This window comes from Dactylosporangium sp. NPDC005555, assembly GCF_040605635.1.
Taxonomy (GTDB): Bacteria; Actinomycetota; Actinomycetes; order Mycobacteriales; family Micromonosporaceae; genus Dactylosporangium.
In genome coordinates this window covers 1-25,209 of the sequence record NZ_JBEXDG010000052.1, presented here as the reverse complement: position 1 = coordinate 25,209, position 25,209 = coordinate 1, and the positions used below count along the sequence as shown (strand labels likewise).

At 70.1% G+C, this 25,209-nt stretch carries 11 protein-coding genes and 1 CRISPR repeat array; of the genes, 9 read left to right on the top strand and 2 right to left on the bottom strand.

Annotated elements, in window-relative coordinates:
• The first annotated feature begins 37 nt into the window (after nt 1–37).
• Entirely contained in the window at nt 38–355 is a 318-nt protein-coding gene (locus tag ABZS58_RS38775) for a hypothetical protein (protein WP_354788529.1), read from the top strand.
• A 292-nt stretch (nt 356–647) separates the two neighbouring features.
• On the opposite strand, the gene ABZS58_RS38770 is transcribed toward ABZS58_RS38775, so the two are convergent.
• Both ABZS58_RS38770 and ABZS58_RS38765 read right to left on the bottom strand, forming a co-directional pair.
• Entirely contained in the window at nt 648–2,573 is a 1,926-nt protein-coding gene (locus tag ABZS58_RS38770; RefSeq protein WP_354788527.1) for an amylo-alpha-1,6-glucosidase, read from the bottom strand.
• Nucleotides 2,570–5,173, bottom strand: coding sequence for a glucosidase (locus tag ABZS58_RS38765; protein ID WP_354788525.1), 2,604 nt, complete (start codon nt 5,171–5,173; stop codon nt 2,570–2,572). Before ABZS58_RS38765 ends, ABZS58_RS38770 begins: the two co-directional genes overlap by 4 nt.
• A 956-nt stretch (nt 5,174–6,129) precedes the next feature.
• Between ABZS58_RS38765 and ABZS58_RS38760 the strand changes: the two genes are divergently transcribed.
• The 8 genes from ABZS58_RS38760 to ABZS58_RS38725 all read left to right on the top strand — a co-directional run bounded on the left by ABZS58_RS38760 (nt 6,130) and on the right by ABZS58_RS38725 (nt 20,464).
• A complete protein-coding gene (locus ABZS58_RS38760) occupies nt 6,130–10,005 on the top strand; it encodes a ThuA domain-containing protein (protein ID WP_354788523.1) in 3,876 nt (1,291 codons plus the stop codon).
• Between the two features lie 54 nt (nt 10,006–10,059).
• Nucleotides 10,060–10,506, top strand: a complete 447-nt coding sequence (locus tag ABZS58_RS38755; RefSeq protein ID WP_354788522.1) for a hypothetical protein — start codon at nt 10,060–10,062, stop codon at nt 10,504–10,506.
• A 198-nt stretch (nt 10,507–10,704) separates the two neighbouring features.
• A complete protein-coding gene (locus tag ABZS58_RS38750; protein ID WP_354788520.1) occupies nt 10,705–12,591 on the top strand; it encodes an Hsp70 family protein in 1,887 nt (628 codons plus the stop codon).
• The gene (locus ABZS58_RS38745) at nt 12,588–14,585 is read left to right on the top strand and encodes a hypothetical protein (RefSeq protein WP_354788519.1); all 1,998 of its coding nucleotides are present in this window, start codon (nt 12,588–12,590) and stop codon (nt 14,583–14,585) included. Before ABZS58_RS38750 ends, ABZS58_RS38745 begins: the two co-directional genes overlap by 4 nt.
• Nucleotides 14,582–15,706: a hypothetical protein gene (locus ABZS58_RS38740; RefSeq protein ID WP_354788518.1), complete on the top strand. Its 1,125-nt coding sequence runs from the start codon at nt 14,582–14,584 to the stop codon at nt 15,704–15,706. The genes ABZS58_RS38745 and ABZS58_RS38740 overlap by 4 nt, the downstream gene beginning before the upstream one ends.
• A gap of 175 nt (nt 15,707–15,881) precedes the next feature.
• Nucleotides 15,882–18,161, top strand: a complete 2,280-nt coding sequence (locus ABZS58_RS38735) for a BTAD domain-containing putative transcriptional regulator (RefSeq protein WP_354788516.1) — start codon at nt 15,882–15,884, stop codon at nt 18,159–18,161.
• The gene (locus ABZS58_RS38730) at nt 18,158–19,090 is read left to right on the top strand and encodes a DUF2637 domain-containing protein (protein WP_354788515.1); all 933 of its coding nucleotides are present in this window, start codon (nt 18,158–18,160) and stop codon (nt 19,088–19,090) included. The genes ABZS58_RS38735 and ABZS58_RS38730 overlap by 4 nt, the downstream gene beginning before the upstream one ends.
• A 441-nt stretch (nt 19,091–19,531) precedes the next feature.
• Nucleotides 19,532–20,464 (top strand): hypothetical protein, encoded by a 933-nt coding sequence (locus tag ABZS58_RS38725; RefSeq protein ID WP_354788514.1) that lies wholly within the window; start codon nt 19,532–19,534, stop codon nt 20,462–20,464.
• Nucleotides 20,465–20,871: 407 nt separating this feature from the next.
• Nucleotides 20,872–25,144: direct repeats of the CRISPR family, unit length 30 nt; unit sequence GTTGCGATCCCCGTTGGGGGCGATGACGAC.
• Between the last annotated feature and the right edge of the window lie 65 nt (nt 25,145–25,209).

Below are 25,209 nucleotides of genomic sequence, written 5' to 3'. Positions count from 1 at the left end.
GCGCAACCGTCGCGATTTGCAGGGCAAGGAGCACGAGATGGATGTTCAGGCGCACCCGGATTGGTGCGTTCGCACGGCGTGCACGGCGTACGGCGTCGAGGGCGATGACATTCGACATCATGAACAATGGCATCGTTCGGCGCCACTGGTCGTGACGACCGGTGATCCGGCTATCGGGCTGTGCGTTCACAGGTTCGCCGAGGCGGACGGAAGCGACGAATACATCGAACTTGCCGCTCTGGAACTTCCCATCGTGGGCGCGTGGTTCCTGGCCGAGCCGGTCCATGACCGCACGATCCTGCTGCGTCATGAGTGTGTTGCCGGGTTGGCGCAGGCGGTGGCGCAGCTGGCCTGATTCCGACCGGAGCGGTGCAAGCCGTCGATCTTCGAGTCACTCGGCGACCGCCACGGCAATGCTCAGACCCTGCGCCGGTTCGGCCGCGTGTACGGCGACTGCGGCCGCTGCTCCAGGTGTTCCGCGAGGTCGACGACCCGCTCGGCGGGGCCTGGCCCTGCCGGACCTCGACGACGTCGACCGTGGACACGGCGACCTCGACACCGCGCCGCATCGAACCCGCCCATACCGTCTTCCGGCGCGACCGCTTGCCGCATCCGGTCGCCGCTGCCGGAAGGATCCGGCAGGACGGTCAGGTCGACCGCTTCCCCGGCATCGCGGGTGCCGGGTCCGTGTGCTGGAGCGAGCGGACGCGGAAGAGCTCGGCGACGGACCAGGCCTGGAAGGGGCAGCCGGTGGCGGTGTGGGGGGCGTCGCCGTCGGTGGTTTCGGAGACCGAGCCGAGGCCCCATTCGCTGAGGTGGAGTTCGAGGCCGTCCAGGACGCCGGTGGTGTCGGCGCCGACGCGGCGGGCGGCGTCCATGAAGGGGCCGATGAGCCATGGCCACACGGTGCCCTGGTGGTACGCGTGGTCGCGGTCGGACGAGCCGCCGCGGTGCACGCCGCGGTAGCCCGGTGAGCCGGGGGCCAGCGAGCGCGGGCCGAGGGACGTGAGCAGCGTGGCGCGGCAGAGTTCGACGATGCGTGGATCCGCCGCCGGTACTGATGGCAGCGCCGCCGCCAGGAGCTGGTTGGGGCGGATCGACGGGTCGTCGCCCGCGGGGCCGTCGACGACGTCGTAGAGGCCGAGGCCGTCGGGACGGGGGAAGCGGAGCGAGAACGACGCCGCCGCGCGGGACGCGACGGACGCCCAGTCGTTGCGGCGGGCGATGCGGTCGAACAGCGCGGCGGTGCCCGCCAGACCCGCGATCCACAGGGCGTTGATCTCGACGGGTTTGCCGTGGCGGTCGGTGACGGGGACGCCGTCGACGCGGGCGTCCATCCAGGTGAGGGCGAAGCCGGGCTTGCCCTGGGTGAGGAGGGCGTCGGCCGGGTCGGCGGCGATGCCGTAGCGGGTGCCGCGGAGGTGGTGGTCGAGGACCTCGTGCATGGGGTCGGCGAGCGCGGCCACGATGTCCAGGTCGCCGGTCACCGCGACGTATCTCCCGGCGGCGTGCAGGAACCACAGCGCGGCGTCGGCGGTGTTGTACTCCAGCGTGCCGGTGTCGGCGGTGTTGGCGAGCATCCCGTCGGACACGGTCGCGCCGGCGCGGAGCAGGACGCGGCGGGCCTCGTCGTGGCGGCCCGTGGTGAGGAACAGGCCTTCGAAGGACGTCATCAGGTCGCGGGACCATTCGCCGAACCACGGGTAGCCGGCGACGGCCGACGGGCCCGTGGGCGTGTCGATGACGAACTGGTCGGCGGCGACCGCCAGCTGCCGGCCGGCGGCGTCGGTCGCACCGGCGAGCCGGCCGAGCGATCGGGCGCGCTTGCGGGCATCGGCGACGATGCCGGCGCCCGACGACGGTTCCGCACCGACGGAGGCGGTCACGGATGTGGTGGCGCCCGGCGCGAGCGTGGCGGTGAAGCGACCGGCGGCGAAGAGGTCCTCGACCGGGTTCAGCCCACGGGCGGCCTCCTCACGGGCGTACACACCGCGGAACCAGTCACCGCCCGGCTGCCACGACGGGCCGGTCACCCGGTAGGCGCCCTCGAACTCGAAGCCGCCCGCGACCGGGGTGATCTGCGGTGCGCCGTAGGCGTTGCGCTCGCCGTGCGCGTCCCGCCACGTGCACAACGGGGTGAGGTCCAGGTCGATCGGGTGCGGCGCGCGCAGGACCCGGAACACCACGCCGACCGCGGGCCGGCCGTGGGCCATCGCGATCTCCCGCTCCAGCACCACGTCGCCGAGGTCCCAGCGCCATGACGGTACGCCGTCGGAAAGGCGGAACTCGGCGAGGTGCACGTGCCCGGCCGGGTCGACGGCGCCGCCGGCCCACTCGCCGGTGGCGAGCCGGACCACCCGGTCGCCGATCCGCACGACGGGGTCGAGGGCGGCGAGGCCGAGCCGGCGGGATGCCGCGCCGGGCGAGGCGACCACGAGCAGCCCGTGGTACCGGCGGGTGCGCAGCCCGGCGACGGTGCCCATCGCGTAACCGCCGAGCCCGTCGGTGACCAGCCACTCGCGGCCGGCCGCCGATTCGAGCGAGCCGCACACCTGACGGCCGAACGTGATCATCGGGCCACCGCGGGGCGCGCGACGAGCTCCGCCAGGAGGCCGGTCCAGCCGGTCTGGTGCGTGGCGCCGAGGCCGGCGCCGTTGTCGGCGTGGAAGTACTCGTAGAACAGCAGGTTGTCCCGCCAGTGCCGGTCGTGCTGGAACCGGTCGATCCCCCCGAACGCCGGCCTGCGGCCGTCCGGGCCCCGCCGGTACAGCGACAGCATCCGCTGCCGGAGGTCCTCGGCGATCTCGCCGGCGGTGCACTGCCGCCCGGAACCGGTCGGGTATTCGATCTTCACGGCGTCGCCGAGGTTGGCGTGGTAGTCCTCCAGGGTGCGCACGACGAGGTAGTTCAACGGGATCCACAGTGGACCGCGCCAGTTGGAGTTGCCGCCGAACATGCCGGTGCTGGACTCCGCGGGCTCGTAGCCGACCGTCGCCGTCCAGCCGGGCAGCTCCATGCGGAAGGGATTCGAGGCGTGCCATTTCGAGAGGGCGCGCAGCCCGTACGGCGAAAGGAAACTCTCCTCGTCGAACAGGTGCGGCAGGATGCGGCGGGCCCGGCCGTGCGCGGCGACGCCGACGCCGATCATCCCGTCGGTCTCGCCGAGCACCTGGTGCTCGGGCATCGCGGCGAAGCTCTTGCACAGCCGGCGGACGCGGGCGAAGTCCTCCTGCGACAGTGCCTTCGTGGCGAACAGCGGGATGATGCCGACCATCGACCGCACCCGCAGCGGCTCGCTGGTGCCGTCGGGCGCGCGCAGCATGTCGTAGTAGAACCCGTCCTGCTCGTCCCACAGATCGTTGCCGTGCATCGCCTCGGAGATGAGGGCGAAGTGTTCGAGGAACTTGACGACGAGGTCGTCCAGCGCCGGGTTGTGCGCCGCGAGCTCCCTGGCCATCTCGAGCAGGTTGAGGCAGTAGAACGCCATCCAGGCCGTCGCGTCGGACTGCTCCAGCCGGTACCCCGGCGGCAGATGCGAACGGTCGATCGGGCCGATGTTGTCCAGGCCCAGGAACCCGCCCTCGAACAGGTTGCGGCCCTGGGCGTCCTCGCGGTTGACCCACCAGGTGAAGTTCAGGACCAGTTTCGAGAAGACCCGGGTGAGGAACGCGAGGTCGCGACGGCCGTCGACGTTGTACACCTGCAGGGCGGCCCACGCCTGCACCGGCGGGTTGAGGTCCTCGAACGCCCACTCGTAGGCGGGGATCGCGCCGTTGGGGTGCTGGAACCATTCCCGGCACAGCAGGACGAGCTGGTACTTCGCGAACGCCGGGTCGATGCGGGCGAGCGCGACCGCGTGGAAGGCCGAGTCCCACGCGGCGAACCACGGATACTCCCACGGGTCCGGCATCGACATGATGTCGGAGGCGTCCAGGTGCCGCCAGCCGGCGTTGCGGCCGTGCTGCCGTCCGGGCGGGGGCGGCGGTTGCGCGGGATCGCCGGCGAGCCATCGAGCGACGTCGTAGTTATAGAACTGCTTGCCCCAGATCATGCCGGCGAATCCCTGCCGCATGATCATGGCGTCTTCGGCGCTGGTACCGGCGGGCGTCAGCGCGGCGTAGAACGTGTCGGCCTCGGCCCGGCGCTGCTTGAGGACCTTCTCGAAGCCCGGCCCGAACGCGCGCTTGTCCGCCTTCGGGGCCAGCCGCAGCGACAGTTCCACCGTCTCGCCGGGCTGGACGGTGCACTCGTACCAGAAAGCCGCCTTCGTGCCCTCCTGGGCCGGGTTCACGGTCGCGGCGCCGTGCACCACGTGGTCGTTGATGCCGTCCTTCGGAAACGGCGTGTCCGACGACGCCCCGAAGAGCCGTTCGGCGTTGGTCTCGTTTTCGCAGTACACCTGCCGCGGCAACGATCCGTCGGGCCCTGGCGCGGCCTGCAGCACCATCGATCCCAGGCCCTCGTGCTCGATGCCGATCGAGCCGTCCTTCGCGGCGAGCCGCGGCTTCGAGCCGCCGCCCTCCCACGACCAGGTGTTTCGGAACCACACGGTCGGGAGCACGTGCAGCGTCTCCGCCTCCGGCCCGGGGTTGGTGATCCGCAGCCGGATGCGCAGGTCGTCGGGGTCGGCCTTGGCGTAGTCGGCCTCCACGATCCAGAACCGGTCCTCGTCGAACACGCCGGTGTCGAGCAGCTCGAACTCCGGTTCCTCCCGCGAGCGCTGCCGGTTCTCACCGACGAGCCGCCCGTAGGGGAACGCCCGCTGCGGGTAGTGGTAGCGCCAGCGCAGCCAGGCGTGGCTCGGCACCGCGTCGAGGTACCACCAGTACTCCTTGGCGTCCTCGCCGTGGTTGCCCTCATTGCCGGTGAGGCCGAAGATGCGTTCCTTGAGGATCGGGTCGCGACCGTTCCACAGCCCGAGGCCGAAGCACAGCCGTTGCTCCGCGTCGCTGATGCCCGCCAGGCCGTCCTCGCTCCACCGGTACGCCCTGGACCGGGCGTGCTCGTGCGGGAATGCCTCCCACGCGGTGCCGTCGCCGCTGTAGTCCTCGCGGACCGTGCCCCAGGCGCGCTCACTGAGGTACGGTCCCCACCGGTACCACGGGGTGGCATCGGCGAGCCCGTCCTCCGGCCGCCCGAACGACTCCACCCGCTCCCGCTCCGGATTGCTCATGCGACCACACCACCAGCATCCAGGGCGACAGAACGTCACCCCAGCCGCATGACCAGGCCTTTACTCAGCCTTTCCTCCCGCGATCGCGTAGGGTCTCGAGGGCGATCGCGACGCTCACGGCAGCGCCGCAGGCCGCCGCACCGCCTCTCGTTTGGCCCGCCCCTGCGCGGTGTAGCAGCGTTGACGTGCTGCTGCAGCACCGCGACCGGGACGTGGCGGCCTCGCCGGATCAGTGGAGCCTGCCGGGTGGCCGGATGGGCCGGGTGAGACGGCCGGGGACGTGGCCAGGCGGTCACCTCCGTCCTGGTCCTGTCCCGCCACCTCAGCGCCGCCCGAGGCAATGGCTGAGCGATCCCTCAAGCAATCGCCGCCTCCGAACCGCCACCGGGTGCCCCTTCCAGGCGTGGTCCGTCGCCGAACTCTCCCGCGCCCGGTCGCTGTAGTCCTCGCCCGGCGGCGTCGGACGCGACGGCCGTCATCACGCTCAGGTGCCCTTCGGTCTCCGGGCGGTTCGGTGGGCCGTAGTCACGCACGTGGATCGTATAGCCGCTTTGCCTGGATAAATGATGGTCGATGCTGAGACCGTTGCCAGCGGGTGGGGAGTCTGCTTAACTGGTCGGCACCTCGATGAGAGAGCGCTCTCTGGAGTTGCTGGTCGAGGTGGAAGGAGACCCCGCCCCCGCCCCCCGCCCCTGAAATGCCCGGATGCCGCCGCCAACGGTGCCGGGCTGCCGAACGGCACCGCGCGACCTTCGGCGAGGCGCGCGACGCCGCACATCCGCGTGGCATCGAAGCCCGCGCGACATCCCACATCCACCCGCCGGCGCGGGCGGCGCACCGCCGTGCCCGCCTACCACCGGGGCCCGACCGCGGGGTCACCAGACCGCGGCCAACGATCGGACGTGATCGGCGCACGTCGTTCGCTGCTTTCTTCCGTAGGAGAGGTGCAACCGATCATGTTCCGCAGAGTGCTGCTCTGCGTCGCCCTCGTGCTGGCCGCGGCAGGCTTCAACATCGCCCCGGCGTTCGCGGCCGACTTCTCGGTGCTGATCTTCAGCAAGACCGCGGGGTACCGGCACGACGCGATCCCGGCAGGGATCACCGCGATCCAGCAACTGGGCACGCAGAACAACTTCACGGTCGAGGCGACCGAGGACGCGACGCAGTTCAACGACACGAACCTGGCCCGCTTCAAGGCGGTCATCTGGCTGTCGACGACGGCCGACGTGCTCGACGCCAACCAGCAGGCCGCGTTCGAGCGCTACATCCGCGCCGGCGGCGGCTACGTCGGGGTGCACGCCGCCTCCGACACCGAATACGACTGGCCGTGGTACGGCAACCTCGTGGGTGCCTACTTCGCCAGCCACCCGGCCATCCAGCCGGTGACGGTGCGCATCGAGGACACCGCGCACCCGTCCAACGCGGGCATCCCGGCGAACTGGAACCGCACCGACGAGCTGTACAACTATCGCACCAACCCGCGCTCGCAGGTGCACGTCCTCGCGAACCTCAACGAGGCCACGTACACCGGCGGCACCATGAACGGCGACCACCCCATCTCGTGGTGCCGCGCGTATGACGGCGGGCGCTCCTGGTACACCGGCCTCGGCCACACCCAGGAGAGCTACACCGAGGCGAACTTCCGCACCCACCTGCTCGGCGGCATCAAGTACGCCGCGCAGAACCTCGGCAACTGCTCCGTGCAGTCCGCCGCCGGCACGTTCAACCAGGTGAACCTGGCCAAGGGCGTGGCGGAGACCGGTGAGCCGATGGGCCTCACCGTCCTGCCGAACCGGGGCGTGCTGCACACCTCGCGCGACGGCGTCGTCCGGTACACCGACGTCAACGGCAACACGAAGGTCGCCCTGACGCTGCAGGTCTACACCCACGACGAGGAGGGTCTGCAGAGCATCAAGGCCGACCCGAACTTCGCCACCAACAAATGGGTGTACGCCTACTACGCGCCACCGCTCAGCACGCCCGGCGGTGACGCCCCGTCCACCGGCACGGCGGCGCAGTTCGCCCCGTTCAACGGCTCCAACAAGCTGGCCCGGTTCACCGTGCGGGACGACTACACGATCGACCCGAACTCGATGGTGACGATCCTCGACGTGCCGACCAGCCGTGGCCTGTGCTGCCACGTCGGCGGTGACATCGACTTCGACGCCGCCGGCAACCTGTACCTGTCCACCGGCGACGACAGCAACCCGTTCGACTCCGGTGGCTACGCGCCGCTGGACGAGCGGACCGACCGCAACCCCGCCTACGACGCGCAGCGCACCTCGGGCAACAGCAACGACCTGCGCGGCAAGGTCCTGCGGATCAAGCCCGGCGCGACCGGCGGCTACACCGTCCCGGCCGGCAACATGTTCGCCCCCGGCACGCCGAACACCAAGCCCGAGGTGTACGCCATGGGCTTCCGCAACCCGTTCCGGATGAGCGTCGACAAGGCAACCGGGGTCGTCTACCTCGGTGACTACGGCCCCGACGCCGGCTCCGCCGACCCGAACCGCGGGCCGGCGGGAACGGTCTCGTTCGAGCGGATCACCCAGCCGGGCTTCTTCGGCTGGCCGTACTGCTCCAACTACAACACCCCGTACCACGAGTACACGTTCCCGACGGGTCCGTCGGCCGGTCAGTACAACTGCGCCGGTGGGCCGACGAACAACTCGCGGAACAACACCGGCATCACCACCCTGCCGGCGTCGCAGGCCGCCTGGTTGCCGTACGGCGGTCAGGGCCCCTGGCGGCCGGAGCTGGGTGGCGGTGGCCCCATGGCGGGCCCGGTCTACAACTTCAACCCGAACCTGGTCTCGGACGTGAAGTTCCCGGCCTCGTACAACGGGAAGGCCTTCCTCGGTGAGTTCACCAGCCGCTGGATCAAGGCGGCCACCATCAACGCCAACGGCACGGCCGGCGCGATCGACTCGATCCCGTGGACCGGAACCGCGATCATGGACATGGAGTTCGGGCCGGACGGCGCCCTGTACGTGCTCGACTACGGCACCACCTGGTTCGGCGGCGACGCCAACTCGGCGCTCTACCGCATCGAGTACAACAGCGGCGGCAACCGGTCACCGATCGCCCAGGCCGCCGCGACCCCGTCCTCCGGTGCGGCGCCGCTGACCGTGCAGTTCAGCTCGGCCGGCAGCAACGACCCGGACGGCGATGCGATCACGTACGCCTGGGACTTCACCACCAACGGCAGCACCGACTCCACCGCGGCCAACCCGACGTTCACGTACCCCACGAACGGCGAGTACACCGCGACGCTGACGGTGCGGGACACCGGGGGCAGGACCGCGACGGCCAGTGTCGTCGTCGGGGTCGGCCGGCCGACGATCCAGCTCATCACCCCGGCAGACGGCTCGGTGTTCCAGTTCGGGGACCTGGTGCCGTTCGAGGTGAGGGTCACCGACCCGAACGCCGGCACCATCGACTGCAACCGGGTCGTGGTCAACTACGTCCTGGGCCACGACAGCCACGGTCACCCGATCACCAGCAAGAACGGCTGCACCGGGTCGATCCAGACCACAGTGGACGGTGAACACGACCCCAGCTCGAACATCTTCGGGGTCATGGCCGCCGTGTACACCCCGGTCAGCGGCACCGCGGTCCAGGACCAGCACCAGCTGCAGCCGCGGACCCGGCAGGCCGAGCACTACAACACCATGAACGGCGTCCAGCTCGCCGCCAAGGCCAGCGCGCACGGCGGCAACGCCGTCGGGTACATCGAGAACGGCGACTGGATCTCCTTCAACACGTACAACCTGGCCGGCGTCAACAGCATCAAGGCGCGGGTCGCCTCGGCCGGCACCGGCGGCACCATCACCGTGCGGACCGGCTCGCCGACCGGCCCGGTGGCCGGCACCGTGCAGGTCGCCCCGACCGGCGGCTGGGAGACCTGGGCCGACGTCACCGGGACGATCAGCCCACCGGCCGGCACATCTGCGCTGTACCTGGTGTTCACCGGCGGGGCGGGGTCGTTGTTCGACATCGACGACTTCACGTTCAACTCCGGCACCACGCAACCGCCGTCGTCGAACCTGGCGTTGAACAAGCCGGTCACGGCGTCGAGCACCGAGAACGCCGGGACCCCGGCGTCGGCGGCGGTCGACGGCTCGCTGACCACCCGGTGGGCGAGCACGTTCTCCGATCCACAGTGGATCCGCGTCGACCTCGGCCAGTCGTACTCCATCAACCGGGTGAAGCTCACCTGGGAGGCGGCGTACGGTTCGGCGTACCAGATCCAGACCTCGGCCGACGGGACGACCTGGACCACCATCAAGTCGGTGGCCGGCGAGAACGGTGGCGTCGACGACAACACCGGGCTGACCGGGACGGGCCGCTACGTGCGCATCAACGGCACCGCCCGCGGCACCGCGTACGGCTACTCGTTGTTCGAGTTCGAGGTGTACGGCGGCACGGTCACCCAACCGCCCGCCACCAACCTCGCGCTGAACAAGCCGGCCACGGCGTCGAGCGTCGAGAACGCCGGGACCCCGGCGTCGGGCGCGTTCGACGGCTCGCTGACGACGCGGTGGGGGAGCGCCTTCGCCGATCCACAGTGGATCCGCGTGGACCTCGGCCAGTCCTATGCGATCGGCCGGGTGAAGCTCACGTGGGAGGCCGCGTACGGCTCGGCGTACCAGATCCAGACGTCCGCCGACGGGACGAACTGGACGACGGTGCGCTCGGTGACCGGCGGGGACGGTGGCGTCGACGACAACACCGCGCTCGCCGCGACCGGCCGCTACGTGCGCATCAACGGCACGACCCGTGCCACGGCGTGGGGCTACTCGCTGCTGGAGTTCGAGGTGTACGCCAGCTGACCGGCTGAACGGCACGACAGGGCGCGGGGATCGTCGGCGGTCCCCGCGCCCCGCGTGCTGGAGCCGGTCGGCTGGTGGACCCTGGTGCCGCTCGGCGTGGCGAGCCTCGTGACAGGGGTCGTGCAGTCGCTGGGGACGAGCTGGGGCCTGGTCCGGCACTACTGGGTGCTGTTCAAGCTCGTAATGAATAGCTCTTCCCACTTATTTTATAAAACAATATACCTCACAAAAGACCTGAATCAGACGTCCTCTTACGTCGCTGACGGCGACGGACTCCATCGGTCCGAGCCGATCGTGGTGAAGACCAGCGATCCGCCTGTCGGGCTCTACCTCAGCAAGGTGGCCGACCCGGACGGCTCGGATGAGCACATCGAACTCGTGATGCTGGAACTGGTCGACAGGCAGCCGTGGCACCTGACGGAGCCGCTGCACGGGCGTGAGATTCTGATGTCGATCGACCGCGCTGAAGCGGTACGGCACGCTCTGGCCGAGCTGGTCTGACAGCCACCAAACTCCTCCAGGAGCGGAGCAGGCCGGTTGCCCATCGCGTTGCGGGGCCATCCGGACGCCGGCTGTTCAAGGGCACGACCGAGGCGTGGAGTGACGGGCGGGTCACACAACCGGTATTCGATACGTAAGAATGCATCAATGCATTCACGTTCCGGGGTGATCGTTGCCGTTGACATCGGTGCGTCGCGGATGAAGGTTGCGTACGCCGGGCCGGACGGCGTGGTGCACCTCGTCTGTTTCGACCGGGACCTGTGGATGCCGTCCGCAGTCCTCGTCGAGCAGGACGGCACCCTGGTCACGGGTGGTGCTGCGGTTCGTCGGGCGCAGCAGCACCCCGAGGGTTTGGTCGCCGATCCGATGGGCCGGCTGTCGGCTGACACTGTGGACGCCGGCGGTGTCGTGGTCGAGACCGCGAACCTGGTCGCGGCGCTGTTGCAGGTTGCGCTCGCCGCCGCTGCGCAGGCCGCCGGATCGCAGGTTGGGACGGTCCGCGTCGTGATTGCGGGATCGTGGGGGCCGCGTCGCCGGGCATTGCTGCGTGCCGCGTTGCAGCGGGCCGGCGCCGGTGAGGCCGAGCTGATCGCCGCGCCGGTCGCGGTCGGCTGGCATCTGCTCGCCGGCGGCGTCGACCTGCCCGAGCAGGCGGTCTTCGCCGTCTGCGACCTGGGTGCGGGGTTCTCCGCGACGGTGCTGACGCGGACCGGCGATGGCTTCGACGTGCTCGCCAGCGTCGGTGCCGCTTCCGGGGGCGGGGACGCGATGGACGCGGCGGTCGCCGCCTGGCTGTCGCCGCCGCAGGCCGGTGGCACGGCGGACCTGGTCGCCGCCGACACGGTGGTGTCTGCCCGGCTGGCGAAGGAGGCACTGTCGGCGGCCCCGACGGTGCTCGTGCCCGGCCAGGGCGGGCAGCCGGTCGTCTTCGGAGTGCCGCAGTTGCGGCAGGCGGCCGCCGGTGTGCTGGATGGTGCTGTCGCTGCGGCCGTGCAGGCGGTTGAGGCGGCAGATGTGGCTCGTGGGCAGCTCGGGCTGATGGTGTGCGTCGGCGGGGGAGCACGGCTGCCGGTCATCGCCGACGCGTTCGGTGACGCGGTTGGGGTACGGCCTGTGACGGTGCTGCAGCCGGAGGCGGCGGCGGTGCTCGGCGCGGTGCAGCAGCCGGTGCCGGCCGAGGACGTGCCGGCGTTGCCGAGTGGGCGGGACGCGGCCGGTGCGGTGCTGGCGGCGGCCGGTTCGGTGGCGTTGTTCGCTCAGTTCATGACCGGCACGAAACGGTACGGTCCGCCGCATTCGATCGACGACGGCTGGCTCCTGGCGCACTGGGGCGGGCTGTGTGCCGCGGCGGTGCTCGCCGTCGTCGCGACCGCGGCGGGCGCGTCCTGGCTGCATGTGGCCCGGTACATGGACCTGCAGGACGAGCGGTTGTGGCGGCGACTTTACGGGGTGGCGCTGGCCGCGTCGGCGGTGCTCGGTCTTGCGGTCGCGGTCGGGTACGCGATCATCGCGGTCGGGTTCTTCGAGGTGCCGGCGGGCCCGCTGCTGCGCTGGTCGGTGCTGGCCGCGACGTCGGTGACGGTCGCCGTCGCCGTGGCCGGGCTGACGGTGATCATCCGGCCGGCGCTGGTGGAGCGGTCGTGGCCGCAGTGGTTCCGGTTCCCGGTCACGGTGATCGTGCTGATCGGCGTGGGTGAGTTCCTGATCGGGTTCGGTGTGACGGGTTCGCCGTCCGCGTTGTGGCCGCTGGCGTGGTGGCTGGATCACGACGCGGGGTCGACGGAGAGTTTCGGCCAGATCGGCCGGGTCGGTGGGGCGCTGCTGGGGGTGGCGGTCGCGTTGCTGGTGGCCCGCCGTGCCTGGATCCGGGTGCTGACGGCGACCCCGCTGGCGTTGCTGACCGCTGCCACGTTGACGTCGAAGTCGGCGGGGCTGATCGCGGTGACGGTCGGGATCGTGGTCGCCGGGTGGTGGGTGTGGCGGGTTCTGGCGGCGGTAGGTGGCGCCGTGCTGAGTGCGCCCAGACCGCAGGACGCCCTCGAACCGGGGAGCGTCGCCGTGTCACGGTCGGAACCGCCGCGGTGAGCAGCGGTGGCTGGCTGGTGCGGCAACTGCTGCGTGCCGTTGCCGGCGTCGCTGTGGTCGTCCTGGTCATCGCTGGGATGCCCTGGCTGCTGCTGGCGTTGACCCGGCGGGTCCTCGCGGACCCGCCCGACCTGGCGGCGCTGGTCGACGAGCCGCTGTCCGCGGCGACGGTCGTCCTGCTCGCCCTGGCGGGCGCTTGGATGTTCTGGGGCTGGCTGCTGGTCGGCGGAGTCCTCGGGGCAGTGGACCGGGTCCGTCGCCCCGACCGGCGACGGTTGCGCCCTCCGGCGCCGCTGCACGCGTCGGTGGGCGCGGTCGTGGGCGCGGTCGGCCTGCTGCTGGACGGCTTCGCCGTCCACGCCGCCGTGGACGCCCGGCCGGCGGCCGGGAACAGTCCCGCCGCGACGTCCCCGCACTCCGCCGGACCGCGGACGGCGCGGGCCGGGGCACCGGCACAGGGCGTTGACGTCGGCGCCTCCGGCTGGCTGCCGTTGCCGGCGGTCGCCGCGGGAGCTGTCGCTGCGGTGATCTGGTCGCAGCGCCGCCGCATGTACCAGCCGCGGCCGCCGCGTGGCGCGTGGCGCGACGACCCCGATCTGACCCCGCTGCCGGCACCGTCCGGTGTGGACGGTCGCGTCACGATCGGCGTCACCGTCGGCGGCGCCGTCACGGGCTGGCTGGATCTGACGGACCTGCCGGCCGGGGGAGTCCGCCTCAGCGGCGCCGGTGCGGCGAGCGCCGTGCGTGGCCTGCTGGTGGCCGTGCTGGCCGCCGCCGGCTCGGATTCCGGACCGGCAGCGGTGATCGCGGCGGGTGACCTGCGGTCGTTGTTCGGTGCCATGGTCGTCGACGTGCCCGGACTGCACGTCGTCGACGGCCGGCACACGGCGGCGGCGACCTGCGTGGAGCTGGCCGAGGCCGGGCGGCAGGTGCTGGCCGTCGGGGGCCGGGACGGACACCTCGAACCTGGCCCGGATGGGGTGACCGTCGTCGCGGTCGCCGCCGACCCGTCACTGCCGTCGTGGGACGTCCGCACTGACGGCACCGTCTCGGCAGCTGCCGTCCGGCTCGCAGTGCTCGACGCGGCGGCTGCAGCGATCATCCTCGCCGGACTCCACCGCCACCCCTCAGCCGAGCTCTCACCCCCGCAGGTCGAACCTCCGCAGCCGGTACCGCAGCCGCTTGCGCTCGAACCCGTCGCCGCGGCTGCCAGGACGCGGCAACTGCAGATCGCGGTGCTCGGACCGGTCCACATCGCAGTGCGCACCGGCGACGTCGCCGGGACCCCGGTCTCGGTGCGGCGGACCGCCGGCCTGCACCTGCTGATCCTGCTCGCCGTCCACCGCGGCGGCGCCACGGGCGATGACCTCGCCGCGGCACTGTGGCCCGGTCAACCGGCCCACACCGTGTCGCGGCGGCTCGCGACGACCGTGCACGAACTGCGGCAGGAACTCCGGTCCGCCGCCGGAAGCGACGTCGTGCAGCGGTACACCGTCCTCACCGGCGGCAGCGGGTACCGGCTCGACCCGGCCCACGTCGACGTCGACCTGTGGCGCTTCCACGACCTGCTCGACACGGCCGACAGCGTTCCCACCCAGAGCGTTCGCCGTGAGCTGCTGCACGAAGCGGCCGGTCTCGACCGTGGTGAACTCGCCGAGGGACAGGCCAGCGCATGGCTGGACCCGGTACGGGAATCGACCGCCCGGCACCGCATCGACGTCCTCACCTACCTGGCCGACGCCGAACCCGACCACGGCGCCGCACTCGCCCTGCTGCACCGGGCACTGCGAATCGCCCCGGACAACGAAGCTGTCGTGCGGGCGGTGCTGCGCCGCCACGCCGTCGCCGGCGACCTCGACGGCGTCCACCGCGCCTACGACACGCTGCTGCGACAGCTTGCACCGCAGCCGGCGACGACGCTGCTGTTCGACGAGCTCACCACGACCGACCCCGGCGTGACCGAATCCGCCGCAGCAGAACGGAACCCGCGATGACCGGTACACCGGCCGCAGCACCGACACTGATCCAGTACGACTCGACCGGCTACCCGATGCTGCCGGCAACCGCGCCCGCCCCTCGCGTGCTGCGGCCCGTCGATGGTGGCACCGGCAACCGTCGCCGCCGCGGCATCCGGTCCGTGGCGGGTGCCGTCGCGATGCTCCTGGTTGCCGGCGTCGCGGTCCGCTGCTCCGGGATCGGGCCGACCGACTCACCCGAAAGCATCGTCCGTGCCGTGTTCGCGGCGCTGACCGTGCACGACGGGCAGCAACTCGACCGGCTCGGCTGGTGCGAACGCAGCCCACTGTGCAGCGCGGACGGACTCACCACCGGATACCAGGCACCGGAACAGTTCGACATCGTGTCCGGCCGCACCAGCGACGACGACCACCGCAGCATCCGGGTCCGGTACACCGTCAACGGTGCCACCGCCGAGGAGAACGTCCAGGCAACCCGCTACCGCAGCGGACTGCTCGGCCACCGGTGGAGCATCAGCAGACTGCCCGGTGCGCGGATCGACGTCCGCACCGCGGCCAGCGAACGCATCCACGTCGCCGGCGTGACCCTGGCGGCGAACCCGGTCGACAAGATGTCCGGAGGCACCGAGCCGGACCTGTTCGCTCCACCGGGTGCCTACACCGTCGCCGTCGACGGCGACGCGCTGTTCGCCGTGTCGACGGCCACGGTCGTCATCGCCGGCGGCATCGACCCGGCGCCGACGGTGATCACGCCGACGCTCCGGCCGGACCTGCAGCCGCAGATCGAACAGCAGATCACGGACAGGATCACCTACTGCGCCGGGCAGCAGGAGTTCCACCCGATCCCGCCGCAGTGGCGGAACCTCGCGGACACATGCCCGTTCGGGCACGACGCGCGGACCCCGTTCAAGAAGTCACCGACCTGGACCGTCGAACGGCTGCCGGTGATCACGGTGCACGTCGACGACCACTCCACCGTCTCCGTGCGGACGACGTCACCGGGAGTCGCGGTCGTGCGGTACCAGTGGAGCGTCGACGTCGTCGAACCCCGCCGGTGGACCGACGCGAGCACGACCGTCGAGTTTGACGTCGACGGACAGGTCGGCGTCCAGGACAACGCGCCCCACTGGATCGGCTGACCGCCACCGACCGACCCGATGCGACCCGATGCGGCCCGGTGTGATCCCGTGTGACCCGCTGTGACGGCGCGTGACCTGCGGATCCGTTCCGCCAGGCGCGCGGCTCGTCGAAGCTTGCCAGGACGGTCCTCAGGTCCTGAGGTCACCCGGCGCGTGGTCCGCGATGGAGGTCCCGATGCATGCGGCTCGATCAACGGTGTTCCCCCGCCGTGCCCTCTTCCGGGCGCTGCTCGGCGGACTGACCGCGCTCGCCGGCCTCGCGTGCCTCGCCGCGCTTCCCTATTTGCTGTGGCAGGTGACGGACGCCTGCTGGGACACCGTCGACTGGGTCGAGTCAGCCGGGCAGCCGCTCAACGGCCCGCTGCTGATCCTTGCCGCGGTCACCGCCGCCTGGATGTTCTGGTGCTGGCTGCTGTACGCGACGATCGCCGACACCGTCGCAGTGCTCCGCGGGGGGAGGATCGCGCGGGTGCGGCTACCGATGCCGCTGCACCGGGCGGTCGCCGCGGCGGCGGGACTGCTGGGCACAGCCCTGCAACCAGGGGTCGCAGCGGCCGGCCCGACGCCGGCGTCGACGTCCACACTGCAGCTGCACGACACGGTGAGCCAGCCGACGACCACAGGCACCATGAGCCCGCTCGTCGTCCCAATGGCCAGCACGCTCGCCGCACCGGCGGAGTCCGAGCCCGTCATCTACGTCGTCAAACGCGGCGATGCGCTGTCCCGCATCGCGAGGACCGAGCTCGGCGACGCCAAGCGGTGGCCGGAGATCTACACCCTCAACCGCGGCACCCGTTTCGCCAACGTCGGCGGTACCCTCACCAACCCCGACGTGATCTACCCCGGCTGGCGGCTGAAGATCCCCAGCCCCGCCGTCACACCACCGGCCACCACAGTGCAGCCGCCCCCGGCCACCACCGCTCCACCGACGGTCCTTGCGCCACCCGCCACCACCGCCCCGCCCACAGCACCGTCCGCTTCGGTCGACACCGAGGCCGCACCACCGTCCGCTGGCACCACCACCTCAGGGCACCGCCTCACCGACCTGCTGCCCTGGCTCGCGGTGCTCGGCTCACCGGTCGCCCTCGCACTGCTGCTGCGCCGTCGCCGCTCACGTACCCACCCGACCGAACCCCACCCGACCGAACCCCGGCCAGCCGCTGCCACCGCAGCACCGGCGCCGGCCGACCCGCCCGCCGTCCCAGCGGCGCCCTCACCGAACGTCGACTACACCACAGCACCCGCAGCAGCGCCGGACCCGCAGGACACTGCTCGCCAGCTCGTCGACGCGGCCCTCGGCGCAGACCCGGCGCCCAGCGTGATCATCCCCCGAGCGACGCTGCAGCACCTGCTACCCGACCAGGAGGTACCGGCACGCGGCGCGGCGCTCACCATCACAGCAACCGTCAACGATGCCATCGACGCCCTCGAAGCAGAGGTACTGCACAGGGCCCGGCTCGTCGCCGAACACGACGCCGACAGCTACGCCGACATCCGCGACATCGAAGCGCTGCCGCAGACCGTGCTGATCACGCACGCCGACGCCGCCCAACAGGCCCGGATCACGGCCACGGTCATACCCGGCCACGACTACGACATCGACGCCATCCTCATCGACGAACCCCCACCCGGCGCACGTCGACGCCCGCCGCACCCTGCACAGGCGCCCACAGCCGCCGCCGCAGCGGCCCAACCTACGCCGGAGGGGGTCCACGTGCGGGTCATCGGCGACGTCGGCGTCCTCGACCGGCGCGGCCGGCCCGTCCCCGGACTCCGCGGACGAGCCAAGGAACTGCTCACCTACCTCGCCGTCCACCGCAGCGGCGCAGAACTCCCCGACATCATGGAAGCACTGTGGCCCGACGCCACCGTCACCCGCGCCGCCGAACGACTCTCCACCGAAGTGTCGAACCTGCGCCGCACCGTACGCAGAGCAGCCGGCGACGGCAGCGCCCAAGCCGTCGACAACCCCGGCGGCCGGTACCTGCTCAACGCCGACCTCCTCCACGTCGACCTCTGGCAACTCGACCAGACCCTCACCCACGACAACCCGTCCGCACCCGACCGGGAGACACACCTGCGGACAGCCGTCGCCCTGCACACCGGCGACCTCGCCGGCAATGCCACCTACCCGTGGATCGAAGCAGCACGGGAACAATGCCGCCGACACGGCATCGCCGTCCGTCAGAAGCTGGCCGCGGCCGTGGCCGCGACCGATCCGACCGAGGCGGCCGTGCTGCTCGACGCCGCCGCCGACATCGACCCGTACAGCGAACCACTGGCCCGCGCCGCGATCGACGCATATGCGGGCCTCGGCGCCCTTGACGAAGCACGTCATCGGTACGACCAGCTGCGGACCGCACTGGCCGACATCACCGAACAACCCGAAGCCGCCACCTTGACCGTCGTGCACGCGGCACTCGGCGACGCGGTCGACCTCAGCGGTGCAGCATGACCGGCACCGTGGAACCCGCCGTCCAGGCACCTCCACCGGACCGTGACGCCACGCTGCTGCGACGGCTGCGGCTGATGCAATGGACGCTGCGGGCCGCGCTCGGCGTGGCGCTCGCTGTCAGCATGGCCGCCAACGTCTTGCACGCCGCGCCGGACCCCGTCGCGCGCAGCATCGCCGCCTGGTCGCCTCTCGCCCTGTACGCCGCGATCGAAGTCATGACCCGCGTCCCGATCCGCCACCGCCTTCTCGGCGGCATCCGTATCGTCGCGACAGTCGCCATCGCCGTCATCGCCGGTGTCACCAGCTACCTGCACATGGTCGGCGTCGCCGAACGCTACGGCGAAAGCTGGCAGGTCGTGTACCTGCTCCCGATCAGCGTCGACGGCCTCGTCGCCGTCCTCACCCTCAGCCTGCTCGACATCGCTTCCCAGGTCCGCACGATCAGCGCCGAGTCCCCGACCGCTCCCACGCAACAACGCATCGGCGGCCCCTTTGCCGGGGCGATGACAGACGCAGGCGACCAGCGTTCAGCAACCCAGGCGCCCGGCGACGCGGACGCCTCGAGAACCGCTGCCGCATCGCGGGACAGGCCCCTACCTAAAGGACGGCCCAGCGGACGATCCCGGGCCGCTGATCGGTACGGACAACCAGACCAATCCCGCGCCGTGGTGACACCGACCCGTGACGGCCCAGCGTCGCTACCGCCCGACCTGCAGCCGTTGCTCGAACCCGCAGCACACGCGTATCAGCAGTTGCGGGCCACCGGCAACCCGATCACCAGAGACACCTTCGCAGCCGCACTCCGCGACAACGGCCAGCCTTTGCGCAGCACCAAAGTCACGCCGCTGCTGACGGCAGTTCGCGAACACTTCGAGCACATCGACCCGCACGCGCAAGACGACCTGCGAGGGGACCCTTCAACATCATAGTCAGCGACCGTTCGGGGCCTGCAGAGCGGTTCGCACGTGTCGAAGGGGGGACGTTATCCCCCATTTGTGAGATACGTGCCCGAAGCACGTGTCCATGCGCAAAGTCTAGCAATTTCGATACGCTGAATCAACTGGGTATATCGCTAGAAGGTGGTCCGAGAAGCCTTCGCTGCTGATGTAAACACAGGTCAAACCGTCTGTCGTCGAGGGTGGGTCCAAGCGGCGAGTGAACCCAAATCCATGGATTACATGCGCAAGACGTACGCCTGTGCGTACTCCAACTACGATGGAGTGCAGGTCAATTGTTCGTAGATTGCTGTTACGGGGACGCCGTCTTGCTTGCTGGATCGATCGGCGCGGGGTCGATTCCTCGGGCGCGTAATTGAGCCCATAGGGCTGTCGTTCCGTATTGCGGTTGCCGCGCTCCGTAGACTACGGATTGTGACTGACGGAGATCAGGCCGAGCGGAACGCGCATGCCGCCCTGGCCGCGTTCGTGCCGCGGGCCCGCCGGGTCGAGGCGCACTCTCTCGCGGAGGACCGCGACGCCCTGCTGCGGCTGGCGAGCATGACCTTCCCTGCCGTGCTCGACCGGGTGACGGGCGTGACGACCATTATCCAACAGTTGCCGCCGGAGGAGGTGGTCGAGTCGGCAGCGGCCCGGGTGCGGCCGCTGATTCTCAACGAGGATCCGACCTTCCACGCGAAGGTCACCAGCGCGCTCGGCTACCTCCTGCGCGCGGCGTCCGCGCCGCAGGACGTCATGGACGACCTGAAAGGCCTGCGGGCGGAATGGGCCAAGATCAAGCCCAAGGGGCAGGACGTGCGGGGCTACTCACTGGAGCGATCGGTTGCGGGGTCGGGCGTGTCCGAACGGCTCGCCGACAACGTCCTCGGGTTCGCCTGGATCTACGGCGACTTGATCCACAACGACACCGAGCGGCTCGCGCCGACCCGCTCGTTCGGCGTTGTGGAGCGATTCCGGGCTGCGGTGCCGCTGATCGCGCAGATCATGATGCTGACCATCGCGACCCTGCACTTCACCCGAATTCAGCACCGCAACGGCCTGGTGCCCATCGACGAAAGCCTCCTCGAAGCGCCGGTCGTGGTCACCGAGACGACGTTCCGCATCCAGGCGCAGGTTTTCGTGGCTGAGCTGCTGGCAGACGACCGGACGCTGGAACCGCCGGCCCTCGGGCAGGAACTCGGCCCGAAGTGGAGGCCCATCCACCAGGTCGTGGGACCGCCGGTCGCGATGGCCGCGGATGTTGTCGCCTCTGCGCCCGCTGGCGACATTGCCGGTGCCGATCTGGGTGCTGGGGAGGTGGCACCGGAGGATGCTGCGATGGATCGCGGACCGGTGCCACCGCACTGAACCCGCGCCCTGCTGTCATCCATCGCGACCTCCATGCGTTCGGCCGTTGCCGGCGATCGAGGGCCGCGGCATCTGCGGCGCAACGACACATCTATTCGACTTGGCACATGCGGCGGGTTCCCGGCACGATGTCGTGCGTGGTTGCCGCTGAAGTGCTGTTCGCCGTGTCTGACCTGGTGGCCGTCCCGGACTCACTCGGCGCCGTCTACGACCTGACACGTCCGGACGACGCATTCACGGTGGCACTCCAGCTGCCGTCGACCCACGACTCGTTCCGCCCTTCGCACCACCGGGGACTCTGGTGGTCCTTCATGGAACCGGTCAACGTCAGCAACCCTGAATGGGTCAAGATCATGTGCGTTCGCGTCGTACTCGTGTTTCCACGCCGCATCCGGCCCCCGCGTCAAGTTGCGATCCCCGTTGGGGGCGATGACGACTGGAAGACCTGAAGCTGCCCGCGAACATCCACCTGTTGCGATCCCCGTTGGGGGCGATGACGACTGTACGTCAGCCCGATCACGGCCGCGCAGGCGTACGCGTTGCGGTCCCCGTTGGGGGCGATGACGACCCGCGGCGCTGACCTGGCCGCCGAGACTGGTTGTGGTGCAGTTGCGATCCCCGTTGGGGGCGATGACGACGCTTCGCCAGATCGAGAACCGCCTGTCCGACCGCGTGTTGCGATCCCCGTTGGGGGCGATGACGACTGAGAGCAACACCCGCCGGCCGGAAACCCACTCCGAGTGTTGCGATCCCCGTTGGGGGCGATGACGACGTCGAGTGCGGTCGCCACGGTCAGGCCTCCACGATCTGTTGCGATCCCCGTTGGGGGCGATGACGACGCAGGCACGCCAGCCGGTACCCCACCCGCTCCACGTTGCGATCCCGTTGGGGGCGATGACGACCGCCCTGGTAGTTGGTCGGCGGCGTCTCGTGCAGTTGCGATCCCCGTTGGGGGCGATGACGACGCGTCCTCGGCGTTGTAGCTGCGCTTGCGCTGGGCTGTTGCGATCCCCGTTGGGGGCGATGACGACTCGGGCGCTGCATCGGCAGCTCGCCGACCTCTTGCGGTTGCGATCCCCGTTGGGGGCGATGACGACCGGCATTCATGAGCATCGTCAACGGGAAGGACAAGTTGCGATCCCCGTTGGGGGCGATGACGACGCGGCGGACCGCGAAGCCCGTCGTTCCGTTCGGCATGTTGCGATCCCCGTTGGGGGCGATGACGACCCACATCCCGCAGTGGTGGATCGCCCACCAGCCGTGTTGCGATCCCCGTTGGGGGCGATGACGACCGGCCGCGAAAAGCCCGACGCCCGCTACTTCGTGCTGTTGCGATCCCCGTTGGGGGCGATGACGACCGTGACCGTCAGCGCGACCGGCACCTAAACGGTGTTGCGATCCCCGTTGGGGGCGATGACGACAGGAGGCGCGTCGTGCAGGAATGGGGCAGGGGTTCTAGTTGCGATCCCCGTTGGGGGCGATGACGACTCCCGGTCGAGGCGAACGCCAACCGGCGGTCCATCGTGTTGCGATCCCCGTTGGGGGCGATGACGACCGACGACAACGAGCGACTCGTCGACGTCCGCTGCCTGTTGCGATCCCCGTTGGGGGCGATGACGACCCAGTGGTCCCCGGACTACGATCGGCGCGACATCCTGTTGCGATCCCCGTTGGGGGCGATGACGACCTCCAGGCCGGCAAGGACACGGTGTACACCGCGACGTTGCGATCCCCGTTGGGGGCGATGACGACACTGTCGTTGTCGTCTACACGCACGGATACGCCGGTTGCGATCCCCGTTGGGGGCGATGACGACCCCACCGCTCGTCTGCACGGCGGCGGACGCCATGCGGTTGCGATCCCCGTTGGGGGCGATGACGACCCTGTGGTTCGAGAGCTATCCGTACGACCGGGTGGTGATGTTGCGATCCCCGTTGGGGGCGATGACGACGCGGTCAGGGCCTCGCGGGTGATGTCCAGCCACACCTGTTGCGATCCCCGTTGGGGGCGATGACGACCTGCATACAGTTACGCCAACCAGAACGGTCTGCACATGTTGCGATCCCCGTTGGGGGCGATGACGACGGGTACCACGGCGACGTCACGATCGTCAGGTCGTCCAGGTTGCGATCCCCGTTGGGGGCGATGACGACCGACCCCCGAGCCGACCCCGGAACCCGCGCAGCCGTTGCGATCCCCGTTGGGGGCGATGACGACCAGAGCATGCCGAACCTGACCGGCGCGGCGCTGCTGGTGTTGCGATCCCCGTTGGGGGCGATGACGACGTGTTGATCGTCAAAGCGATCCCAGCCCCCGCCTGCCGGTTGCGATCCCCGTTGGGGGCGATGACGACACGCTGCCGATCATCGCGGTGACCGGTGGCGAGCCGCGTTGCGATCCCCGTTGGGGGCGATGACGACGTCGGGCAGGTAACCACCGCACGGCGGGTGGACCAGGTTGCGATCCCCGTTGGGGGCGATGACGACTGCCGCCGAGCGAGTCGGCATCCTCGACGCGCTGTTGCGATCCCCGTTGGGGGCGATGACGACACGCCGGCGGTGACCTGAAGGTCGCGGTCAAGCTCATCAAGTTGCGATCCCCGTTGGGGGCGATGACGACACCCGCCCCGGCCACCGTCCCACTGTGGACCTGGACGTTGCGATCCCCGTTGGGGGTGATGACGACTAGTCGGGCTGGCGTGGGCGCAGGGCGTCGCTGTCGCGGCCGTTGCGATCCCCGTTGGGGGCGATGACGACCTCAAGAAGATCCCCACGGGCGCCGGACAGCTCGTGTTGCGATCCCCGTTGGGGGCGATGACGACGGGCGAGGTCACGAGCCGCCGGCGCAGCGGCGGCGTCCGGTTGCGATCCCCGTTGGGGGCGATGACGACTTTGCAGAGGGGACCACATGAGAACACCCATACACGTTGCGATCCCCGTTGGGGCGATGACGACGTGATCATCCCCGAGCAGTGCTACACCCTCGGCTGGTTGCGATCCCCGTTGGGGGCGATGACGACCACCGCGCTCCCATCGATGGCCGACGCGCGGTCCGTGTTGCGATCCCCGTTGGGGGCGATGACGACCGGACGTACGTCACGACTGCACCGCCTTGAAGTGTTGCGATCCCCGTTGGGGGCGATGACGACGCGGCTCGTACGACGCGCCGACCTGCTCGCGTACATGTTGCGATCCCCGTTGGGGGCGATGACGACCTCCGTCGAGCGCGCCGGCTTCAAGGTCGAGGCGACGCGTTGCGATCCCCGTTGGGGGCGATGACGACGCCGCGCCCACCTTGGCGCCAACAATCGTCGGGTCAGGTTGCGATCCCCGTTGGGGGCGATGACGACCCCTGGGCCCTGGGCGTAGCAGAGGGGGCGGGTGGACGTTGCGATCCCCGTTGGGGGCGATGACGACCAGACCCCGCCGATCTACAACCCTCGCGGCCGTCAGCGTTGCGATCCCCGTTGGGGGCGATGACGACGCGGGATCGTCCCAGCGGACCGGCCCTGGTTTGTTGCGATCCCCGTTGGGGGCGATGACGACCGTGTCCGGGTCCGCCCTTGCGCGTCGGCGACGATGTTGCGATCCCCGTTGGGGGCGATGACGACGCCCTCGCCAGCGCGAAGGCCGAACGGCTGTCCGTGTTGCGATCCCCGTTGGGGGCGATGACGACTGGTGCAGTGGCAGCACTCGCAGTGCACGCAGTCCTGGTTGCGATCCCCGTTGGGGGCGATGACGACTCACGGTCAACAGCGGCTCGCTGTCGCTGCCGTCCGAGTTGCGATCCCCGTTGGGGGCGATGACGACCTGCGCCGCGGCAGCCGCCGCACTCCGCGCGTCGTGTTGCGATCCCCGTTGGGGGCGATGACGACTCGTCCCAGCTGGCGCCGGCCATGTTGAGCCGGATCGCCTGTTGCGATCCCCGTTGGGGGCGATGACGACCCTGGTCCGGGCCGTCGTCGAGGGCATCACCACCGTGTTGCGATCCCCGTTGGGGGCGATGACGACGCCAGCAGAACGATGACCAGGGCACCGCCGACCAGAACACGTTGCGATCCCCGTTGGGGGCGATGACGACTCAAGCGGCTTCAGAGTCTGCGGCTGGCCGGCATGTTGCGATCCCCGTTGGGGGCGATGACGACCGTCACACACCCGGGACCGGACGGTGCCGCTCATCTACGTGTTGCGATCCCCGTTGGGGGCGATGACGACAACTTCCACGTGGTGACGGCCGGGCCGGTAACCGACCGTTGCGATCCCCGTTGGGGGCGATGACGACGCCGACGCGCTGGCTGAACCACCAGTCCGTACATAAGCGTTGCGATCCCCGTTGGGGGCGATGACGACGACAATGGCGTCATGACCGGACTGGTGGAGTTCATGTTGCGATCCCCGTTGGGGGCGATGACGACCAGCAGCTCCGCAGTCATCAGCGTGTTTGCCTCTTTCGGGTTGCGATCCCCGTTGGGGGCGATGACGACTCAAGGCCGCTCAGTCTGTCGGTGGCCGGATCCGTCTGTTGCGATCCCCGTTGGGGGCGATGACGACAAGTTCTTCAAGGTCAAGCCGGACGACGTCCACATGTTGCGATCCCCGTTGGGGGCGATGACGACGGCGAGCCTGAGCCGACCCCGGAGCAGCGGCGCGTGTTGCGATCCCCGTTGGGGGCGATGACGACCCCAACCTTAAGTTGCTGGTCAGAGCCTATTCGTGTGGCTGGTGCGGGCCTGGTTTTGCAGCGAA